Raw genomic sequence first — 19,216 nt, 5'->3', positions numbered from 1 at the left:
TATTTTGGTATTTTTGTATTTTTTACCGAAAAGCTAATAAAAACAATGCCTTAGATGATTTTTATGTGCTGCCCTCATGGGTTGGCTAGACATCGGGACGCGATGTGCGGTCGCCTTGTTCGCAACGCCCAGCGACGAGCCCGGCGCTATGCTCCCCCCCAACGAAACACGACACACACGCTACCCGCCATGCACGAAATCATCTGCCCCCACTGCAGCAAAGCCTTCAAGATCGACGAGGCGGGGTATGCCGACATCCTCAAGCAGGTGCGCGATGGCGAGTTTGAGCAAGCTTTGCACGAGCGCCTTGAGTTGGCCGAGCGGGAAAAGCGCGACGCGATTGCCCTGGCCAAGGCCGAAGTGACCAACGCGCTGCAAAAGGCGGCGGCGGCCAAAGACACCGAGATTCAGGCACTGAAAGCCCAGCTGGACGCGGGCGAGGTGGAGCGCAAGCTGGCCGTCACCGAAGCCCTGGGCACGGTGAGCAAAGAGCGCGATGCGCTGGCGAACGAGCTGGCCCAGGCGCGCAGCGCGCAGCAGGCTGCCGCCCAGTTGGCCGAAGCCAAGCTGGCCCACGCGCTGCAGGCCGAGGCTGCCAAGAAGGACGCCGAGATTCAAGCCCTGCAAGCCCAACTGGCGGCCAGCGATGTGGCGCGCCAATTGGCGGTGACGGAGGCGGTGAACCAGGCCGTGGGCGTGGTGGCCCAGGAGCGCGATGCCTTGAAGGGCGAGCTCAGCCTCATCACCGTCAAAAACCAGCTGGAAGAGAAAGCCATCAAGGAGCAATTTGCCCTGCAACTGCGCGACCGCGAGGGCGAGATTGAGCGCCTGCGGGACATGAAGGCGCGGCTATCGACCAAGATGGTGGGCGAGACGCTGGAGCAGCACTGCGAGATCGAGTTCAACCGCATCCGTGCGGCGGCCTTCCAGCGCGCGCACTTTGACAAGGACAACGACGCCCGCACAGGCAGCAAGGGCGACTACATCTTTCGCGAGGCGGATGAGCACGGCACCGAGATCGTTTCCATCATGTTTGAGATGAAGAACGAGAGCGACGAGACGGCCACCAAAAAGAAGAACGAAGACTTCTTGAAAGAGCTGGACAAGGACCGCACCGAGAAGGCGTGCGAGTACGCGGTGCTGGTGTCGCTGCTGGAGCCGGAGAGCGAGCTGTACAACAGCGGCATCGTCGATGTGTCGCACCGCTACCCCAAGATGTATGTGGTGCGGCCGCAGTTTTTTGTGCCGCTGATCACGCTGCTGCGCAATGCGGCGTTGAACTCGCTGAAGTACAAGTCCGAGCTGGCGACGGTGCGCTCGCAGAACCTGGACATCACCAAGTTTGAATCGCAGCTGGAGGAGTTCAAGGGCGCGTTTGGGCGCAACTGGCGGCTGGCGTCAGACGGGTTCGAGGAGGCCGTCAAGCGCATTGACGAGGCCATCAAGGACCTGGAGAAAACCAAGGAAGCGCTGCACAAGTCAGCCAACAACCTGCGCCTGGCCAACGACAAGGCCGAAGACCTGACGATCAAGAAGCTGACCCGCGGCAACCCGACGATGGCGGCCAAGTTTGCGGAGGCCAGGCAGGCGGGGCTTTTGGGCGAGGAGTGAGCCGGTGGGTGCCCCTTCGTGTGGGGTGGGAACTCCTGTTTTTATAGCTGTCGGCGCATATCCAGTAAGCGCTGAAGGCTGATTTGGATCGAATTCTGCAGATCCCCAGGCCACTGTGCCAACTCACACCTTCACCGACGCCCCCGTGGCATAGAACTGCCCACCCGCCACGTAGTGCAGCGTGCGCAGGTCATCCGGCGCGGTGTCGAACTCCCAGTGCCCGTTGCGAAACACCCGGTCGTCGGCCCAGGCGGCCACCACTTCACCGATGAAGAGGTCATAGGCCTGCTGGTTGTGCGGCTCGGGGATCACGCGGCACAGCAGCCAGGCGGCGCAGCCTTGCACCAGCGGGGGCGTGGTCTGTGCAGGCTGGCCGGGCGCCGCGAACAGGGCCACGCCATGGCGCTGCAGCTTGTCGGGCACGGTCTTGGCGCTGTCGGTGCCGATGCCTACGGTCATGGCGGCCTGGGGCACGGTGGGCAGTTGCAGGGCAAACATGCCGCTGGCCTCGACCAGCTCGCGCGTGCGCGTGGCCTTGTCCAGCACCACCGTGATCTTGGGCGGCGCAAAGTCCAGCGCGCAGGCCCAGGCGGCGGCCATCACGTTGTGCTGGCCCGCATGCGCGGCCGACACCAGCACGGTGGGGCCGTGGTTGAGCAGGCGGTAGGCCTTGTCGAGCGGGACTGTGGCGATGTGCGGGAGGAGGGCGCTGTCGGGCGGGTGCTGCGGGGTATTGTTGCTCATGATTTGATAGCTCTCAGCGCTTGATGGGTAAGCGCTGGAAGGCATTTTTACCTCAAAGCTTATCCAACGATGCAGGCAAGGCTACGGAAGACGCGGTGTCGCCAGCGCGCATGGCGGGGCGCGGCGCACCGGTAACATGCCCGGGCTAATCAACCAACGCCCCGATCGGGGCACTACGGAGACAAGAAGCTATGTTCAGTCATGTGATGGTCGGCGTGAACGACCTGGAGCGGTCCAAGAAGTTTTATGACGCGCTGCTCGGCGCACTGGGCGTGGCGCCCGGGGTGGCCAACAACAACCGGTACTTCTATCGCAGCCCCACGGGCACCTTCGGCATCACCACGCCCATCAACGGCGAGCCCGCCACCTTTGGCAATGGCGGCACCATCGGCTTTGCCATGCAGTCGCCCGAGCAGGCGGACGTGTTTCATGCCGCGGGCGTGGCCAACGGCGGCACCACCTGCGAAGACCCGCCGGGCTGGCGCGAGGCGTCGGCCGGCGGCAAGCTGTATCTGGCTTACCTGCGCGACCCCGACGGCAACAAGATCTGCGCGCTGCACCGCCCGCCCAAGCCGGCGGCGTGATGGCCGAGGCGGCAGGCGCAGCGCACCCTCACGTTTCTGATCTTCAGGCGGCCCTGCGGGCGCCGGGGCGCAGCACCGCGCGCACCTTGCCGCTGCCTCCGCCGCCGCAGTAGAAGAGGCCTGCCCCGTCGGATTCGAGCCCGCTCACCCCCACGCCTGCGGGCATGTCCAGCTGCTGCAGCACGGCGCCGCTCTGGGGGTCGATGTGGCGCAGGCTGCTTTCGTCACCCTCCCAGGTGCCGTGCCACAGCTCGCCGTCCACCCAGGTCACGCCGGTGACGAAGCGGTTGGATTCGATGGTGCGGCGGATGGCGCCCGTGGCGGGGTCGATCTGGTGGATCTTGCGGTCACGGTACTGGCCCACCCACAGGCTGCCTTCGGCCCAGGTGAGGCCCGAGTCGTTGCCGCCGCCCGGCGCCGGAATGCTGGCCAGCACCTGGCCCGTGGCCGGGTCGATCTTGTCGATGCGCGCCTCGGCGATCTGATAGAAGTGCTTGCCGTCAAACGCCGTGCCGGCGTCGCACACCACGCCCAGCGTGTGGGTGGTGGCGCCGCTGGCGGGGTCAAACCCCACCAGCTGTTCGCCCGTGGCCGCCCACACGCGCTGGCCGTCGTGCGTCACGCCGTGAACGGTGCTGGCGCCGTTGAAGGGGCCGTATTCGCGCACGACCTCGGCGGGGCCGCGCTGTGCGACGGGCAGATGCAGCAGGGATGCGGCCGTGTCGCCCAGCTGGCTGCCACAGGCGGTGTCTCGGGCAGTGTTGCAGGCCGTGTCACGGGCGGATGTTTGCTGTGGGGTGGCAGACATGTCTAACGCTCCAGTCAGGAAGGAATGCCCGTTGCACGCTGAAGATGGGGTGCGGTGGGCGGTGCGGCCACTTTAGGGATTCGGCTGCACGGTGGGGAGTAACAAGATCGTCGTGAATCCCAGCAGTGGCGCGGCCACCCAGCGGCGTGCGCGGGCCTGGCCGGTGGCGCGCACCCGGCCCGTGGCTTCCAGGTCGGCCAGCGCGCGCTGCACGTTGCGCTGGCTTTCGCCCAGCGCCAGCGCCAGGGCCGATGTCGACCAGGCCGCGCCGTCGGCCAGCAGCGCCAGCAGCGCGCCGGGCTCGCCATCCACCGGCGGCACCAACAGCGCCACGGTGCGCCCGCAGTGGGGGCGCAGCACAAACCCGCGCGCCGTCGCCTCCACACCCGCCAGCCCCGCGATGTGCCGGCGCAGGCGCCCTATCTCCACGCGCAGCCGGGCGCGGTGCGTCTCGTCCGGGTGGCGCGTGCGGAACACGGCGGCGATCAGCGCCTCGCGGCCCGCATCGCCGGGCCACGCCTGGGCCAGCGCGCGCACCAGCGCAAACAGCACCGGGCGGCGGGCCAGCGCCAACGCGGCATCGCCCGCCTGCACGGCGTGGCGGCACGCGTCCACCACCAGCGTGTGGGCCGATGCGCGCAGGGCCGCCACTTCCGCCAGCCGCAGCGTCCGTTCGCCCTGCGGCGCCAGCAGGCGCGCTGCAGGCTGGGCCAGCAGCGCGGCTGCCTGGGTTGCCTCCGCCTGCAGGGCAGGCACACCGGCGCGCATGGCGGCCTGGCGGGCCTGCTCCAGGGCGGCGTGGGCGGCGTCGATGTGCAGGGCGCGCAGCGCCAGCTCGGCGCGCGTCAGCGCCTCCACGGCGGCCAACGGTGCGTGCAGTGCGTGCAGCGCGTGCAGTGGGGTGGCCGCGTGGGCGGGTGCCGCGCCCTCGCCAGGCGGGGCCGCCAGCACCTCCGCGGCTTCTGCCAGGCGCCCCAGCAATACCAGCCGCCTCGCGGCCACCAGCCGGGCCTGCTGGGCGTTGGCCAGATCGCCGTGGGCGTGCAGCGTGCGGGCGGCCGCCATCAGCGGCGCCAGCCCCTGGCCGCCCAGGTCGCGCTGGGCCAGGGCCACCTCGGCCTCGGCCACCACGCAGCGGGCGCGGGCCACGCTCTCATGCGCGCCAAAGCCGCGTGCGGCCCGGCGCAACAAGGCGCGGGCGCGCGGGTGTTCGCCCAACTGGGCCATGGCAGTGCCGCGCAGGGCCAGCGCGGGCGGGTCGTCGCGCAAGGCCACGCGCTGCAGGGCAGTGAGCGCGTCGCCCGCCGCCAGCGCCCGGGCGGCGGCGGAGATCAGCGAGTCCATGTGCGGCGATCGTGCAGCCGCCCGGCGGCGCGCCCGTGACGGGCGGCATATTCGGAAACCGCCTTCCATGCACTGCCGACATATCGCCGAAATGCCCGCGAGTAATGCGCTGAAATATGCTTGACCATGGGGAGTTATTCGGGGTGGGTTGACTTGCTAATGCCTGCGGGTTACAATAGCAGCTTCTTTTAACACCTGTGTGCACTCAATAGCTGCCACTAGCTGCCCACAGCGCCGGAGTATCTCTCTTCGGGCTGCCGGGTTTACCAGGGTATTTTCCCTGAATGGCTGGCGCCCTGCCAGTCATGGGGATGGCCTGCATAACTCCCTGCGGTCCGTGATAGCGCGGGCTCGGGCGGTCCGCTGCGTTGCTTTTCTTGCCAATAGCCGGGCTATTGGCTGCAAAAAGACGCCTTGCGGCCCATCCCGATCCGCACTACCACGCACTCGCGAGGATTATGCAGGACATCCCTGGCTTTTTGCGGTTGTGCACCTGCCGCTTTTCCCGCCAGATTAATGCCAAGCCCGATATTCATCGGGCATGCCATTTCACGTCTGGATGATTATTCAACGGGAGACGCGGAACTCACTGGAGGAAATGGCCCATGTGCGGTTTGGCGGGAGAAATTCGATTTGATGGCGTAGCGCTGGATATTGCCGCGCTGGAGCGCATGACGCAACACCAGACCCGCCGGGGCCCCGACAGCTTCGGCATGGTGGCCACGCCCGAGCGCGGCTTTGGCCACCGGCGCCTCAAGATCATGGACCTGACCGACGCCGCGCAGCAGCCCATGGTGGACCCGCTGCTGGGCCTGGGCGTGGTGTTCAACGGCGCCATCTACAACCACGCCGACCTGCGGCGGGAGCTGCAGGCCAAGGGCTACGTCTTCTATTCGCACGGCGACACCGAGGTGCTGCTCAAGGCGTACCACGCCTGGGGCGCCCGGTTCGTGGAGCGGCTCAACGGCATGTTCGCGTTTGCTCTGTGGTCCCGCGACACCGGCCAGGTGCTGCTGGGGCGCGACCGCCTGGGCATCAAGCCGCTGTACTACGCCGAGGTGCCCGGCGGCCTGCGGTTCGCGTCCACCCTGCCCGCGCTGCTGGCGGGCGGCGGCATCGACACCTCCATCGACCCCGTGGGCCTGCACCACTACCTGTCGTTCCATGCCGTGGTGCCGGCCCCTTACACCATGCTCAACGGAGTGCGCAAGCTCGCACCGGGCACGCTGATGCACATCGCGCCGGACGGCCAGCGCACGGAGACCCCCTACTGGTCGCTCAGCTACGCCCGCGATGCCGAGGCCGAAAACCGTTCGTTTGACGACTGGAAGGACATCCTGCTGGATGCCCTGCGCCAGTCGGTGCGCCGCCGCCTGGTGGGCGACGTGCCGGTGGGCGCTCTGCTGTCGGGTGGTGTGGATTCGAGCCTGATCGTGGGCCTGATGGTGGAGGCCGGCGTGCAGGGGCTGCGCACCTACAACGTGGGCTTTGAGGATGTGGGCGGAGAAAAGGGCAACGAGTTCGAATACGCCGACATCGTGGCGCAGCGCTTTGGCACCGTGCACGAACGCATCTTCGTGCCCGAGGCGCAATTGCTGCGCCGCCTGCCCGAAGCGATCCGCGCCATGAGCGAGCCCATGGTCAGCCACGACTGCATCGGGTTCTACCTGCTGTCCGAGGCCGTCTCGCGCCACAGCAAGGTGGTGCAAAGCGGGCAGGGCGCCGACGAGGTGTTTGGCGGCTACCACTGGTATCCGAAGCTGCAGGACAGCACCCAGCCGGTGCCCGACTACCTGGAGGCGTTTCGCGACCGCGACCACGGCGAATACCGCCGCACCGTGCAGGACCGCTACCTCACCAGCGATGCGTCGGCCGCCTTTGTGGACGCGCAGTTTGCCGCGCCGGGCGCGCCCGACCCGGTCGAGAAAGCCCTGCGCATGGACACCACGGTGATGCTGGTGGACGACCCCGTGAAGCGGGTGGACAACATGACCATGGCGTTTGGCCTGGAAGCCCGCGTGCCGTTCCTGGACCATGAACTGGTGGAGCTGGCCGCGCGCATCCCCGCACGCCACAAGCTCGCCGGGGGCGGCAAGGGCATCCTGAAGGAAGCGGCGCGCCAGGTGATCCCCAGCGCCGTGATCGACCGGCCCAAGGGCTACTTTCCGGTGCCGGGCCTGAAGTACCTGCAGGGCGATGTGCTGGCCAATGTGCGCGACGCATTGTGCGGCCGCGCCGCCCGCGAGCGCGGCCTGTTCCGCCAGGACTACGTCGACCAGCTGCTGGCCGACCCGGGCGGCCACATCACGCCCCTGCGCGGCTCCAAGCTCTGGCAGCTGGGCCTGCTGGAGCAATGGCTGCAAACCCACGTACCCGCATGAAGGAGGACGCCGTGAAGACACGCAAGCACGCACAACGCGCCCTGCGCCTCGCCCGCAAGCCCATTCCCCAGGCCGAGGGCTTGCGCACCATGGTGCGCCCCGAATCGGCGGCCAACGCCGTGGTGGACTGCGGCTGGGGACGCCTGATTGCCGGGCACACCTTTGCCGACCCCGCAGACATCGCTGCCGAGCTGCTGCAGGAGCGCCCGGGCGACCGGGACATCGCGTTTTACCTCGACAAGCCGCACGTGGTCGTGGCGCAGGCGCCGCAGCAGCTGTTTGTCGATCCCTCCGAGGCCTTCCGGCTCATGCTCAACAGCTACCAGCCCGCGCGGGCGGTGCGGCGCGGTTTTACCGTGCGGCGCCTGCGCACGCGCTCGGACCTCGCCGCCGTCAACGCCATCTACCGCAGCCGCCGCATGGTGCCCGTGGACCCGCAGCGCGTGTGGGGTTCGCGCGCCGACCGCCGCACCGTGTATGTGCTGGCTGAAGACCGGATCAGCGGCGAGGTGCTGGGCGTGGCCATGGGGCTGGACCATGCCGAGGCCTTTGGCGACGCCAACCCCGGCGCGAGCCTGTGGGCGCTGGCGGTGGCACCGCAGGCCGCGCACCCGGGCATTGGCGAGGCGCTCACGCGGTACCTGGCCGAGTACTTCCATGCGCGGGGGCGGGCCTACATGGACCTGTCGGTGATGCACGACAACCAGTCCGCCATCGCCCTCTACACCAAGCTCGGGTTCCAGAACGTCCAGGTGTTTGCGGTCAAGCACCGCAACGCCATCAACCAGCCGCTGTTCACCGGCCCGCCGCACAGCGACGAGGCGGGGCTGAACCCTTATGCCCGCATCATTCTGGACGAGGCGCAGCGGCGCGGCATTCTGGTCGACGTGATCGATGCGGAGCATGGCTACTTCAAGCTCAGCCACGGCGGGCGCAGCGTGACCTGCCGCGAGTCGCTGACCGAGCTGACCAGCGCGGTGGCCATGAGCCGCTGTGCCGACAAGCACGTGACCGTGCGCCTGCTGCAGCGCGCAGGCCTGCAGGTGCCGCAGCAAGCCCTGGCGGGCGACAGCGAGCACAACGCAGAGTTTTTGCGCCAGCACGGGGCCATCGTCGTCAAGCCGGTGGACAGCGAGCAGGGCAAGGGCATCAGCGTCAACATCACCTCGGCCGACGAGATGGAAGCGGCCATTGAGGCCGCGCACCAGCACGACGACCGCGTGCTGCTGGAGCAGTTCTGCGAAGGGCAGGACCTGCGCGTCGTGGTCATCGACCACCAGGTGGTGGCCGCGGCCATCCGGCGCCCGGCGCAGGTGGTGGGCGATGGCCGATCCACCATCGCCAGCCTGATCGAGAAGCAAAGCCGCAGGCGCGCCGCTGCCACGGGTGGCGAGTCGCGCATCCCCGTGGATGCCGAAACCCGGCGCTGCCTGGCGTCGCAAGGTTTCGCGCTGGGTGACGTGCTGCCGGCAGACCAGGCGCTGGCCGTGCGCAAGACGGCCAACCTGCACACCGGCGGCACGATCCACGACGTGACCGCGCAGCTGCACCCCACGCTGCGATCTGCCGCCGAACACGCCAGCCGGGTGCTCGACATTCCCGTCACCGGGCTGGACTTTCTGGTGCCCGCCGTCGACGGGCCCGACTACGTGATCATTGAAGCCAACGAGCGCCCGGGCCTGGCCAACCACGAGCCACAGCCCACCGTGCAGCGGTTTGTCGACCTGCTGTTCCCGCGCACCCGCCTGGAGGAAACCACGCCATGACCCTGGACCCATCCCTGACCCCTGTTGCAACCCAGAAGGTGCCCGCCGTGCTGGACCCGAATCACCCGGTGGCCCTGCTGCCGCCCATCGACCCGGCGTTTCTGGAGGAAACGCTGCTGCAGCTGATGGCCATCCCCAGCCCCGTGGGGCTGACCGATGGCGTGGTGCGCTATGTGGCGGGGCGGCTGGATGCCATCGGCATTCCGTACGAGATCACGCGCCGCGGCGCCATCCGCGCCACCTTGCGTGGCCGTGAGGCGCGCCCTGCGCGCGCCGTGGTGGCCCACCTCGACACGCTGGGCGCCATGGTGCGCGAGCTCAAGCCCAACGGCCGCCTGGGCGTGGTGCCCATCGGGCACTGGTCGTCGCGGTTTGCCGAGGGCGGGCGCCTCACGGTGTTCACCGACACGGGCCAGCTGCGCGGCACCTGCCTGCCGCTCAAGACCTCGGGCCACGCGTTTGGCGCCGAGGTGGACACGCAGCCCTCGGATTGGGAACACGTGGAAGTGCGGGTGGATGTGGAGTCGCGCACTGCGCAGGACCTGCAGGATGCCGGCATCCATGTGGGCGACTGGATCGCGTTCGACCCGCAGCTGGAGATCCTGCCCAATGGCTACATGACGTCCCGCTATCTGGACGACAAGGCCGCCGTGGCGGCCCTGCTGGCCGCGTGCAAGGCGCTGGTCGACAGCGGCCTGCCGCTGCCGGTGGATGCGCACCCGCTTTTCACCATCACCGAAGAGGTGGGTTCGGGCTCGTCGGCGGCGCTGCATGGCGACATTGCCGAGATGGTGAGCCTGGACATCGCGATTGCCGCGCCCGGGCAGAACACCGACGAGCATGCCGCCACCATCTGCTTTCAGGACATGTCGGGCCCCTTCGACTACCACCTCACGCACAAGCTGGTGGGCCTGGCGCAGCTGCACGGCATCGCCCACCGCAGGGACGTGTTCAAGTTCTACCGTTCCGACTCGGCCGCGGCCGTGGAGGCGGGCAACGACATCCGCACCGCGCTCATCGGCTTTGGCGCCGATGCCTCGCACGCGCACGAGCGCACGCACCGCGACGCGCTGATGGCCCTGGCGCAGCTGAGCGCCGCCTACATGCTGTCGAGCCCCGTGGCTGCGCGCGACCGCAAGTCGATGGGGTCGCTCGAAGGGTTCACCGAGCAGCTGCGCCCTGGCGACATGCTGGTGCCCGTCACGCCGCTGCCCGACCCCGAGGGCTTTCTGGCCGCTGAAAATCCCGCAGAGGGCATCTGAGCCATACTCGCCGCCCGCAGGCAATGCCCTGCGGCGCGGGGCCGCGCGGTGGATGGTCGGCCCGGTGCAGGCAAAAGGATGGAACGCGTGAAATCAGCAAGTGCAGCAATCTTTGACGAGGCGTATTACCAGCGCTTCTACTTCGACAAGAAGACCAGCGTGGTGGACCCGCAGCACATGGAGCGCCTGGGCACCTTTGTGTGCAGCTACCTCAAGTACCTGCGCGTGCCGGTGCACCGCGTGCTGGACGTGGGCTGCGGCATCGGGCTGTGGAAGGACATCGTGGCGCAGCACTTTCCTGCGGCCAGCTACCAGGGCGTGGAGTTCAGCCCCTACCTGTGCGAAAAGTTTGGCTGGCAGCAGGGCTCGGTGGTGGACCATGTGGCCGACGAGCCGTTTGATTTCGTGATCTGCCAGGGCGTGCTGCCCTACCTCAGCCCGCCCGACCTGAAGTCCGCGTTGCACAACCTGGGGCGCCTCTCCAAAGGCGCGCTGTATGTCGAGGCCGTCTCGCGCGAGGACTACGAGCAGGGCATCATCGACGAAGACCTGACCGACAACCGCGTGTTCCGCCACCGGGCGGATCTGTACCGGCGTGGCTTGCAGCAGGGCGCCGTGGAACTGGGCGGCGGCCTGTGGCTGAGCCGCCGGGCCGAGGTGCCGTTGTTTGCGCTGGAGCATGTGGATGGGTGAGCACGCGGCCGCCGCGCCCCACGCCGTGTCGCGCCTGCGCAGCGAGCGCCTGGCCCGCAGTGCCAAGCCCTTTCTGGCGCGCGGCGGCCCCAAGGGCGAGCGCTGCGCGGGCTGCCGCCTGGTGCCCAGCCACTGCATCTGCGCGCTGCGCCCGGTGGTGCCCACTCGGGCAGGCATGTGCCTGCTGATGGCCGACATCGAGCCGCTCAAGCCCAGCAACACCGGCTGGCTGATTGCCGATGTGGTGGCCGACACCTTTGCCTTTGGCTGGGCGCGCACCGAGGTGCAGCCGGGCCTGCTGGCGCTGCTGGCGGACCCGCAGTGGCAGCCGGTTGTGGTGTTCCCCGGCGAGTTTGCAGAGCCCGGGCGCGTGGTCACGCAGGTGGAGAAGGGGGAGGGCAAACGCCCCTTGTTCATCCTGCTGGACGCCACCTGGCCCGAGGCGCGCAAGATGTTCCGCAAAAGCCCATACCTCGACCGCTTTCCGGTGCTGAGCCTGCAAAGCGAGCAGATCTCGCGCTACCAGCTGCGCCGCTCGCGCCGCGACGACCATTTCTGCACCGCCGAAGTCGCCTCGCTGTGCCTGGAGCTGGCGGGCGAGCCGCGCGCGGCCAGCACGCTGGATGCCTACCTCGACGTGTTCACCCACCACTACCTGCAGTCCAAACACCAGCTGCCCGTGGCGGCCGATGACCCCACGCACCTGCGGCTGGAAGTCTGCGCGGCAGCCGATGCTTTTTCTGCTACGCAGACTCCTGGGGCTTGCCGTACAGTAGCGGCCCCGCGCATCCCCTAGCGCATCCGCCCAGCCCCCCCCATGACCAAAGACCTGGCCCGCCAAAGAGAACTTCAACCCATGGCCCTGTGCGAGCCCTGCCAGGGCATCCAGCGCAACTGGCGCAAGGCCCCGGGCCATGCCGAGCTGGTGCAGCGCGGCAGCCGCAAGGAAGACCGCGACCACGGCCCCGTGACCTTCACCCGCTATGTGTGCGACCGCTGTGGCACGGCCTGGGAGTACGAGAACGACAAGACCAACCAGCAGGCGGGCTGGGCGGTCGTGGGGCGTTGAGTAGATCAAAAAAGATAGCTGCCAGCGCTTGATAGGTAAGCGTTGGGGGCGTTTTTGGCTTGATATTTACCGTGTGGCAGGCGGCTGTCAGTAGGACGGCCCCTCTCTCCAGCCCGCTCCCGCGAGGGGAGAGGGAGTGCCGGTGCACTCGGCGGTGGGCGCGGGCGGTACGGCTTGCCTGCGGCCTGCCGACGTCGCGAGGCACCTTTTTCTGCAAAGCGTGTCCCATCGCACTGCGCCACTCCGGACATACCTCCATGCCCCATCGCCGCCAATTCCTGACCGCCGCCGTCCACCGCAGCATCGCCCTCGCGGGCATCGCCCTGTTCATGGGGTGCGGCGCGCTGGCTCAGCCCAGCTACACGGTTCCGCTGGCGCAATTGCAGGAGATGGTGGCCGCCAGGTTCCCGCGCAACGTGCCGGTGCAGGGCCTGTTCGACCTGACCCTGCAGGCGCCCCAGTTGCGCCTGCTGCCCGAGGTGAACCGCCTGGGTGCCACCATGGCCGTGGACGCGGCGGGCGTCGCGCTGCGGCGCAGCCACAGCGGCACCTTTGATGTGGAGTTTGCGCTGCGCTACGAGGCCAGCGACCGCACGCTGCGCGCGCACCAGATCCGGCTGGGGCGGCTGGACTTTCCCACCCTCAAGCCTGCCGTGACCGAGCTGCTCAACGCCTACGGCCCGGTGCTGGCCGAGCAGGCCCTGCGCGAAGTCACGCTGCACCAGCTGCGCCCGCAGGACACGGCGGTGTTCGATGGCCTGGGCCTGCAGCCCGGGCCCGTCACCGTCACGGCCAGGGGGCTGGAGGTGGCGTTTGTGCGCAAGCCGTAGGCGCGCTGCGCGTTCAATGGAACGCTCACTCCGGTTGTTGCAGGTCGCGTTCGTTTTTGATCGCCCTGGTGTTGGCTGTCACTCCCTCTCCCCTTGCGGGAGAGGGCTGGGGAGAGGGGGTGATGAGGCACAACGTCCCGCTCAGGCCCCTCTGCCCGACCCTCTCCCGCAAGGGGAGAGGGAGGCAGGACCGCCCTGCGCTCCTTCGGTTCTGCCGCCACCCGCCGCACCGCAGCAAACCGGCTCGCGGACGGCGTGCAGGGGACTGGGCCGCATCGACATCCTGGAGAACAACGCGATGGTGGCGGCGATGGGCGAGATCGACGGCTTTGCGCTGGCCGACTTCGACCACACGCTGAACGTGAACGTGCGCGCCGTGTTCGTCGCCACGCAGGCCGCCGTGCGCCACATGGCCCAGGGCGGCGCCTGTGGCCGCGTCATCACCATCGGCAGCGCCAACGCCCAGCGCGCGCCGTGGCCCGGCTTCAGCGTCTATGGCATGAGCAAGGCCGCCATCGTGGGCCTGACCAAGGGCCTCGCGCGCGACCTGGGCCGCGCGGCATCACGGTGAACAACGTGCAGCCCGGCCCCGTGAACACCGACATGAACCCGGCAGACGGCGCATGGCGGGCGACATGCACGGCCTGATGGCGCTGGACCGCCATGCCCACCCGGATGAGATCGCGGGCATGGTGGCCTACCTGGCCGGGCCTGAGTCCGGCATGGTGACCGGGGCGAGCTTGCTGATGGATGGCGGCTTCGCGGCCTAGGAGGGGTGTGGCGAGGGCGGGCCCTGCCATGGCGTCCGTCACCGGTGTCAGCGCCTGCCGCACGTACGCTTGGGGTGTCGTCCGCCAGGAGGGGGACAGACGCGGCGGCACGCTGGGGCCTCCCCCGCGGTGCCATCGTTGTGCCGCTGCCATGCGTATTCCGCTGCCACTTGAACCTTCCATCCCGCCCATGTCCGTTGCTGTTGCGCCTGTCCCCGCCCGCCCCGAGTCTCTGGGCGATCTGCTGGATTGTTTTGAGTCGCTCGGCCGCCAGCGTGAGGCGGTGTCCGTGGGCGAATTGATCGACGTGGTCGGCACGCGCAGCTATGGCCCGCTCCTCGTCATTCCGGCGCTCATCGAGCTGTCCCCGCTGGGGGGCATACCCGGTGTGCCCACGGTGCTCGCAGCCATCGTCGCGCTGTTTGCCTTGCAGATGCTGTGGGGGCGCCGCCGCCTCTGGGTGCCCGCCTGGGTGGCTGCGCGCACCCTCGGCGCGCGCCAGGTGCTGCGCGTGGCCCGGGCATTGCGGCCCACGGCGCGTCGCATGGATCAGTGGTTTCACGGCCGCCTGCAGCTGCTGACCCTCGGCCCTGCGGTGCGGGTGGCGGCCCTGGCCTGCCTGGCGCTGGCGGCGCTGGTTCCGCCGCTGGAGTTGCTGCCGTTTGCCAGCTCGGCGCCGATGGCCGCGATCGCGCTGTTTGGTGTGGCGCTGATGGTGCGCGACGGCCTGCTGATGATCGTGGCGTCGGTCCTGGCGTGCGGTGCGGTAGGGCTGTCGGTTTCGCTGATGGTCTAGGGATGTCCTGCACAACTCCCTGCGGTCCGAGATAGCGCGTCTCGGGCGGTCCTCTACGTTGCTTTTTTTGCCAATAGCCGCGCTATTGGCTGCAAAAAGGCGCCTTGCGGCCCATCCCGATCTGCACTATCACGCACTCGCGAGGGTTATGCAGGACATCCCTAGGGGTTTCCGGAAGCCACGCCATGGGCGGGAAAACGACCCCTTGCGGCTCAAACCTGGCGGTCCGACCGGCTGCCGGTGCATCTGCGGCCTTGGGGGGCAATCCGCGTATTGCGGGCCCGTCCTACACCGGCAAGGCGCGGCGGGCACTACAACGGCAGGATGTGCGTGCCTGTGCTGCAGCTGCCGCAGCCGCCCGCCCGCAAATGGTGCCGGCCCGAGCCGGCGGGGCGCATCCCCACTGCCCCGCCATCCCGTTACCCGCTGACCGCTGCCGTACCGGCTTGTGCGTACCCCACACCGTGATGCTGTCCATGTTTCCCACCCGCCACACCCCGACACCGACCACTGCTTCGCCCTCCGACGCGCCCTCCCATGCGGCCTCCAGTGCGCCCCCGTCACCTTTGGTGGTGGTGGTGACGGGCGCCTCCAGCGGCATCGGGCATGCCACTGCGCTTGCGCTGGCGCGCACCGGCGCTCGCCTGGTGCTGGCGGCGCGCAATGCCGACACGCTGGCCCCCGTGGCCAAGGCCTGCCGGGCGGAGGGCGCCAGCGCCGCGCTGGCCGTGCCCACCGACGTGACCGATGCCGACGCCGTGGACCGTCTGGCCCGCACCGCCGTGGGCCACCACGGGCGCATCGACGTGTGGGTGAACTGCGTGGGCGTGGGCGCCCTGGGAGAGTTCCACCAGACACCCGTGGCTGCGCACCGCCGCGTGGTGGAGGCCAATCTGCTGGGGCATCTGTATGGCGCGCACGCAGCGCTGCGCCAGTTCCGCGCGCAGGGCCAGGGGCGTCTCATCAACCTGGTCTCGGCAGGTGGCTGGATCCCCACGCCCTTTGCCGCGGCCTACACTGCCAGCAAGTTCGGGCTGCGCGGGCTGTCGGCCGCGTTGCGTGCCGAAGTGGCCCACCTGCCCGGCATCCATGTGTGCGACGTGGCGCCTACGGTGGTCGACACCCCTGGCCTGTCGCACGTGGCCAACTACACCGGGCGCAACATCGACCCGCCCCTGCCCATGCTCGACCCCCGCCGGGTGGCCGACGCCGTGGTGGGGCTGGCGCAGGCGCCGCAGCCGCGCGCCACGACCTGGGTGGGCGCCGCAGCAGCACCGGCGCGCGTGGCCCAGGCGGTGGCACCGCAGGCAATGGGCGCCTTTCTGCGCTGGGCCACCGAGAAGGCCCTGCACATGGCCGGCCCGGCCCGGCCATCCGATGGCAACCTGTTCGCCCCTTCGCGCAGCACGGCGGTGGACGGCGGGCAGCGCAGGTCTCTGCAGCACACGCTGGCCCGAGCGGCGGCGCTGGGGGCCTTCGGACTGGTGCTGGGGGCCTGGGCCGCACGCCAGCAGCGGCCCGCGCCTGCGCGCTACCCCGCAGCCGGGGCGCGCGACGGCAAGGCGCCTTGAGCGATCCCCCCATCACAAGCCTGCCCCATCCACAGCCTTTCAACACCCCCGCTTTCAGGAGCGCTCCCGTGGCCTTTGACCGATCCGTCCGCTCACACTCTTCGCCCGCTGCCATGGCGGCACACGAGCCTGCGGGTGTGCCGTTCACGCTGTATGCCTTGCGCGGCAGGGTGCTGGCCAGCAACGTGCGTGGCAAGCTGGTGGACCTGGGGCAGCTCGCGCAGGAGGGCGACGGAAGCTGGTCCTACCGGCTGGACGGGGACCAGTCCACCGGCAGCGCGCTGGGCTCGGCCGACGAGGCGCTGGACCACATCGCCCGCACCACCACCTTTTTGTTCATGGACGGGCAGTTCACCGCGCTGGAAGACCTGGGCGGGGCCGGGCGCCCCGACCTGGCGGCAGCGGCGCAGCGGGCCGTGCTGCTCAAGCCCGGCGTACTCTGAACGGCGGGCACGCGCACGGCCAAGCTGCCTTCCCGTCTCATGCCGGCGCGCGCAGCGGCCGTGTGAAGTCCATCACCCAGTTCACCTCCCAGTGCGCGCCGCCATCGTCTGAAAACGCCTGCTGCCAGCGCGGCGTGGGCGTGTGCATGCCCGTCCATTCAAAGCGCACCCGCACGGTGCGGCCTTCGAACAGCTCTTCGCCTTCAAAGCGGCCTACGCCGTCGGCAAAACCGCCCACCACGGGCGGCCGCAGGCAGCCCGTGGCGTCCAGGCCACCGGTGGCGTTGTCCAGCCAGTAGATGCTCCAGCGCTGCGTGGCGGGGCTGAAGACGCGCAGCGACATGCCCACAAAGCCCGCGTTCCAGGCGAGCGGCGTGAAGTCGTCGCAGTTGCCGATGCCGCCGGGCAGGGCGCGCGCGCTGCCGGTCGCGTCAAACACCTCCCAGTCGTTGCAGCCTGCCAGGCGCCGCACCAGGCGGGTGTTGCGGATGTGCCAGGGGCCCATCAGGAAGTCGAAGTCGTGTGCGGGGCCGGTGGCCGCTGCGGGCGAAGGGATGGGAATGAGATGGGGCGTGGGCATGGGGGCTCCGTGGAGTCAAGGAGACGAACAAAAATGGGTGGGGCCAGCCAAGATCAAGCGCGCAGCGCGGACCGGCCGGTGGTCTGCAGCCGCAGCACCTCGGGCGCGCGCGGCGACAGCCACGGGGCCAGGTCTGCGGCCACCTGCCGGGCCCAGGCCCCGCTGTCCGCAAAGGCCTGCAGGGCCGCCGCATCGCGGAACAGGGCCAGGCCCAGCAGCACAGGCTCGCCTTCGCGCACGGGCAGGCGCGCAAAGGTGTTGGGGCTCTCCTCCGTGCAGTACCAGGCCTGCTGCAGCGCGCCGCCCCGCTGCAGCACGGGCGCCATGCGGTGGCGGCAAAAGTCGAGCAGTGCGGGGGTGGCGGGCTCGCGCAGGTGGAACACGGTGGCGTCCACCACGCCACCCGCGGGCTGCAGCGCGGCATCGGTGCCGGCGGCGGGGCGCGTGTGCTGCGGCAGCGCGGCGGTGGCGCCGGGCCACGCGGGGCGCAGCAGCAGCACGTTGTCGGAGTCGACCATGGTGGCGTTGGCCGCATCGCGGTGGGCGGCCCACACGGGGCCGCCATAGAAGCGCGCGAGCGCACGGTGCCGCGCCGCCATGTCGGCAAAACCGCGCAGCCACACAAAGCGGTCGGGCGCATCCAGGTCGCGGAACTGGCCCAGCACGCGCATGCCATGGGCCTCTTGCGTCTCCACGAACTCGCGGTCGAACAGATCGATGAGCCCATCGCGCTGGCCGGGGTGCAGGGTGTACTGGCGCAGCTCGACGATGGGGCAGGGGTCGGTGTGGTGGGCAGGCATGGGGAATCCTTGGGTGGGAGCAGTGTTGAAGAAGCCCGCAGTGTGCAAAGCAAATCCTGCCAACCCATGGCAGGTATTTGGGCTATCGTTGGCATTTCGTTCTTCCGCCACCTTCCCGCTTTCCACCCCATGCGCGCCAGCCGCCTGCTTTCGCTTCAGATGCTGCTGGAGACCCGCGGCCGCATGAGCGCGCAGGCGTTGGCCGAAGCGCTGGAGGTGTCGGTGCGCACGCTGTACCGCGACGTGGACCAGCTCAGCGCCGCAGGCGTGCCCATCTACGCCGAGCGCGGGCGCCACGGCGGCTTCGCGCTGCTGCCGGGCTGGAAGACCACGCTCACTGGCCTCACGCCCGGCGAGGCGCAGGCCGTTTTCTTGAGCGGCCTGCCCGGCCCCGCGCGCGACCTGGGCCTGGGCAGCGACGTGCAAGGGGCGCAGCTCAAGCTGCTGGCGGCGCTGCCCGCAGCGTGGCGCGACGACGCCCAGCGCGTAAGCGCCCGCCTGCACCTGGACCCGGTGGACTGGTACCGCGACACCGAGCCCACGCCCCACCTCGCCACCGTGGCCGCCGCCGTGTGGAGCGGCCACCAGGTTCGCCTGCGCTACGAGAGCTGGACCGACACGGTGGAGCGCACCGTGAGCCCGCTGGGCCTGGTGCTCAAGGCGGGGGTGTGGTACCTGGTGGCGCTGGCTGCGGGGACGGGCGCCGAGGCGAAGGCGAAGGCCGCGCCGCGCACCTACCGCGTGGCCAGCATCCGCGCGGCAACGGCCTTGCCCACGCCCGTGCGCCGCCCGGCGCGGTTTGACCTGCCGCAATACTGGGCCGCGTCCATCGCGCGGTTCGAGGCCGAGATCTTCACCGCCGAGGCCGTGGTGCTGGCCACGCCAGCCGGCCTCAAGGGCCTGCGCGCACTGGGCAGCGCCGTGGCGCGCGCGGTGGCCGCCGCGCCCGCATCGCGGCGCCCGGACGGGCGCGTGGCGGTGCGCATGCCCATCGAATCGGTGGAGCACGCCTGCGGACAGCTTCTGCGGCTGTCGCCCCAGGTGGAGGTGCAGCGGCCCGCCGCGCTGCGCCGCGCGCTGGTGCAGCGGCTGCAGGCCACGGCGCAGCTGTATGGGCTCAATGTGCTACCTAAAAGATAGCTGTCAGCGCTTGATGGATAAGCG

18 protein-coding genes and 1 pseudogene are annotated in these 19,216 nt (G+C 69.3%); 14 read left to right on the top strand and 5 right to left on the bottom strand.

All coding sequences use genetic code 11. The annotated features are described in order from the left end of the window. The first annotated feature begins 189 nt into the window (after nucleotides 1-189). Nucleotides 190-1,611, top strand: a complete 1,422-nt coding sequence (locus ACOQFS_RS13345) for a DUF2130 domain-containing protein (RefSeq protein WP_421563347.1) — start codon at nucleotides 190-192, stop codon at nucleotides 1,609-1,611. A 123-nt stretch (nucleotides 1,612-1,734) separates the two neighbouring features. Here the strand turns inward: ACOQFS_RS13345 and ACOQFS_RS13340 are convergent, their stop codons facing one another. Then, nucleotides 1,735-2,355: a flavin reductase family protein gene (locus tag ACOQFS_RS13340; protein ID WP_421563346.1), complete on the bottom strand. Its 621-nt coding sequence runs from the start codon at nucleotides 2,353-2,355 to the stop codon at nucleotides 1,735-1,737. Nucleotides 2,356-2,546: 191 nt separating this feature from the next. On the opposite strand from ACOQFS_RS13340, the gene ACOQFS_RS13335 reads away from it, so the two are divergent. Continuing rightward, a complete protein-coding gene (locus ACOQFS_RS13335) occupies nucleotides 2,547-2,939 on the top strand; it encodes a VOC family protein (RefSeq protein WP_421563345.1) in 393 nt (130 codons plus the stop codon). A gap of 43 nt (nucleotides 2,940-2,982) precedes the next feature. Here the strand turns inward: ACOQFS_RS13335 and ACOQFS_RS13330 are convergent, their stop codons facing one another. Continuing rightward, nucleotides 2,983-3,747 carry a hypothetical protein gene (locus tag ACOQFS_RS13330; protein ID WP_421563344.1) on the bottom strand — a complete coding sequence of 255 codons (765 nt, stop codon included), beginning with the start codon at nucleotides 3,745-3,747 and terminating at the stop codon, nucleotides 2,983-2,985. Nucleotides 3,748-3,819: 72 nt separating this feature from the next. Next, nucleotides 3,820-5,091, bottom strand: coding sequence for a helix-turn-helix domain-containing protein (locus ACOQFS_RS13325; protein ID WP_421563343.1), 1,272 nt, complete (start codon nucleotides 5,089-5,091; stop codon nucleotides 3,820-3,822). 605 nt (nucleotides 5,092-5,696) lie between these two features. On the opposite strand from ACOQFS_RS13325, the gene ACOQFS_RS13320 reads away from it, so the two are divergent. From ACOQFS_RS13320 to ACOQFS_RS13270, 11 genes and pseudogenes are all read left to right on the top strand, one after another. Further along, a complete protein-coding gene (locus tag ACOQFS_RS13320; RefSeq protein WP_421563342.1) occupies nucleotides 5,697-7,472 on the top strand; it encodes an N-acetylglutaminylglutamine amidotransferase in 1,776 nt (591 codons plus the stop codon). Between the two features lie 11 nt (nucleotides 7,473-7,483). Further along, complete coding sequence (gene ngg / locus ACOQFS_RS13315) at nucleotides 7,484-9,238, top strand: N-acetylglutaminylglutamine synthetase (protein WP_421563341.1); 1,755 nt, start codon at nucleotides 7,484-7,486, stop codon at nucleotides 9,236-9,238. Next, complete coding sequence (locus ACOQFS_RS13310) at nucleotides 9,235-10,500, top strand: osmoprotectant NAGGN system M42 family peptidase (RefSeq protein WP_421563340.1); 1,266 nt, start codon at nucleotides 9,235-9,237, stop codon at nucleotides 10,498-10,500. Before ngg ends, ACOQFS_RS13310 begins: the two co-directional genes overlap by 4 nt. Before the next feature lie 87 nt (nucleotides 10,501-10,587). Then, complete coding sequence (locus ACOQFS_RS13305) at nucleotides 10,588-11,193, top strand: methyltransferase domain-containing protein (protein ID WP_421563339.1); 606 nt, start codon at nucleotides 10,588-10,590, stop codon at nucleotides 11,191-11,193. After that, nucleotides 11,186-11,989: a tRNA-uridine aminocarboxypropyltransferase gene (locus ACOQFS_RS13300; protein WP_421563338.1), complete on the top strand. Its 804-nt coding sequence runs from the start codon at nucleotides 11,186-11,188 to the stop codon at nucleotides 11,987-11,989. The genes ACOQFS_RS13305 and ACOQFS_RS13300 overlap by 8 nt, the downstream gene beginning before the upstream one ends. A gap of 21 nt (nucleotides 11,990-12,010) precedes the next feature. After that, entirely contained in the window at nucleotides 12,011-12,262 is a 252-nt protein-coding gene (locus tag ACOQFS_RS13295; protein WP_409827808.1) for a hypothetical protein, read from the top strand. A gap of 257 nt (nucleotides 12,263-12,519) precedes the next feature. Next, nucleotides 12,520-13,092: a DUF1439 domain-containing protein gene (locus tag ACOQFS_RS13290; protein ID WP_421563337.1), complete on the top strand. Its 573-nt coding sequence runs from the start codon at nucleotides 12,520-12,522 to the stop codon at nucleotides 13,090-13,092. 253 nt (nucleotides 13,093-13,345) lie between these two features. Beyond that, nucleotides 13,346-13,862: pseudogene (locus tag ACOQFS_RS13285) on the top strand (SDR family oxidoreductase); the annotation flags it as partial. Between the two features lie 190 nt (nucleotides 13,863-14,052). Then, on the top strand, nucleotides 14,053-14,658 hold the full coding sequence (locus ACOQFS_RS13280; protein ID WP_421563336.1) for an exopolysaccharide biosynthesis protein: 606 nt from the start codon (nucleotides 14,053-14,055) through the stop codon (nucleotides 14,656-14,658). A gap of 467 nt (nucleotides 14,659-15,125) precedes the next feature. Beyond that, complete coding sequence (locus tag ACOQFS_RS13275; RefSeq protein ID WP_421563335.1) at nucleotides 15,126-16,229, top strand: SDR family oxidoreductase; 1,104 nt, start codon at nucleotides 15,126-15,128, stop codon at nucleotides 16,227-16,229. 113 nt (nucleotides 16,230-16,342) lie between these two features. Beyond that, nucleotides 16,343-16,672, top strand: a complete 330-nt coding sequence (locus ACOQFS_RS13270) for a VCBS domain-containing protein (RefSeq protein ID WP_421563334.1) — start codon at nucleotides 16,343-16,345, stop codon at nucleotides 16,670-16,672. Between the two features lie 37 nt (nucleotides 16,673-16,709). On the opposite strand, the gene ACOQFS_RS13265 is transcribed toward ACOQFS_RS13270, so the two are convergent. Together ACOQFS_RS13265 and ACOQFS_RS13260 are read right to left on the bottom strand one after the other, a co-directional pair. Further along, nucleotides 16,710-17,252, bottom strand: coding sequence for a hypothetical protein (locus tag ACOQFS_RS13265; RefSeq protein ID WP_421563333.1), 543 nt, complete (start codon nucleotides 17,250-17,252; stop codon nucleotides 16,710-16,712). A 53-nt stretch (nucleotides 17,253-17,305) separates the two neighbouring features. Beyond that, the gene (locus tag ACOQFS_RS13260; protein WP_421563332.1) at nucleotides 17,306-18,052 is read right to left on the bottom strand and encodes an NIPSNAP family protein; all 747 of its coding nucleotides are present in this window, start codon (nucleotides 18,050-18,052) and stop codon (nucleotides 17,306-17,308) included. Nucleotides 18,053-18,181: 129 nt separating this feature from the next. Between ACOQFS_RS13260 and ACOQFS_RS13255 the strand changes: the two genes are divergently transcribed. Next, nucleotides 18,182-19,192, top strand: coding sequence for a helix-turn-helix transcriptional regulator (locus tag ACOQFS_RS13255; protein WP_421563331.1), 1,011 nt, complete (start codon nucleotides 18,182-18,184; stop codon nucleotides 19,190-19,192). Nucleotides 19,193-19,216 lie beyond the last annotated feature (24 nt).

The sequence above is a fragment of the Paracidovorax sp. MALMAid1276 genome (genome assembly GCF_049198005.1).
GTDB lineage: Bacteria > Pseudomonadota > Gammaproteobacteria > Burkholderiales > Burkholderiaceae_C > Acidovorax.
This window is presented reverse-complemented; position numbering and strand designations above follow the sequence as displayed.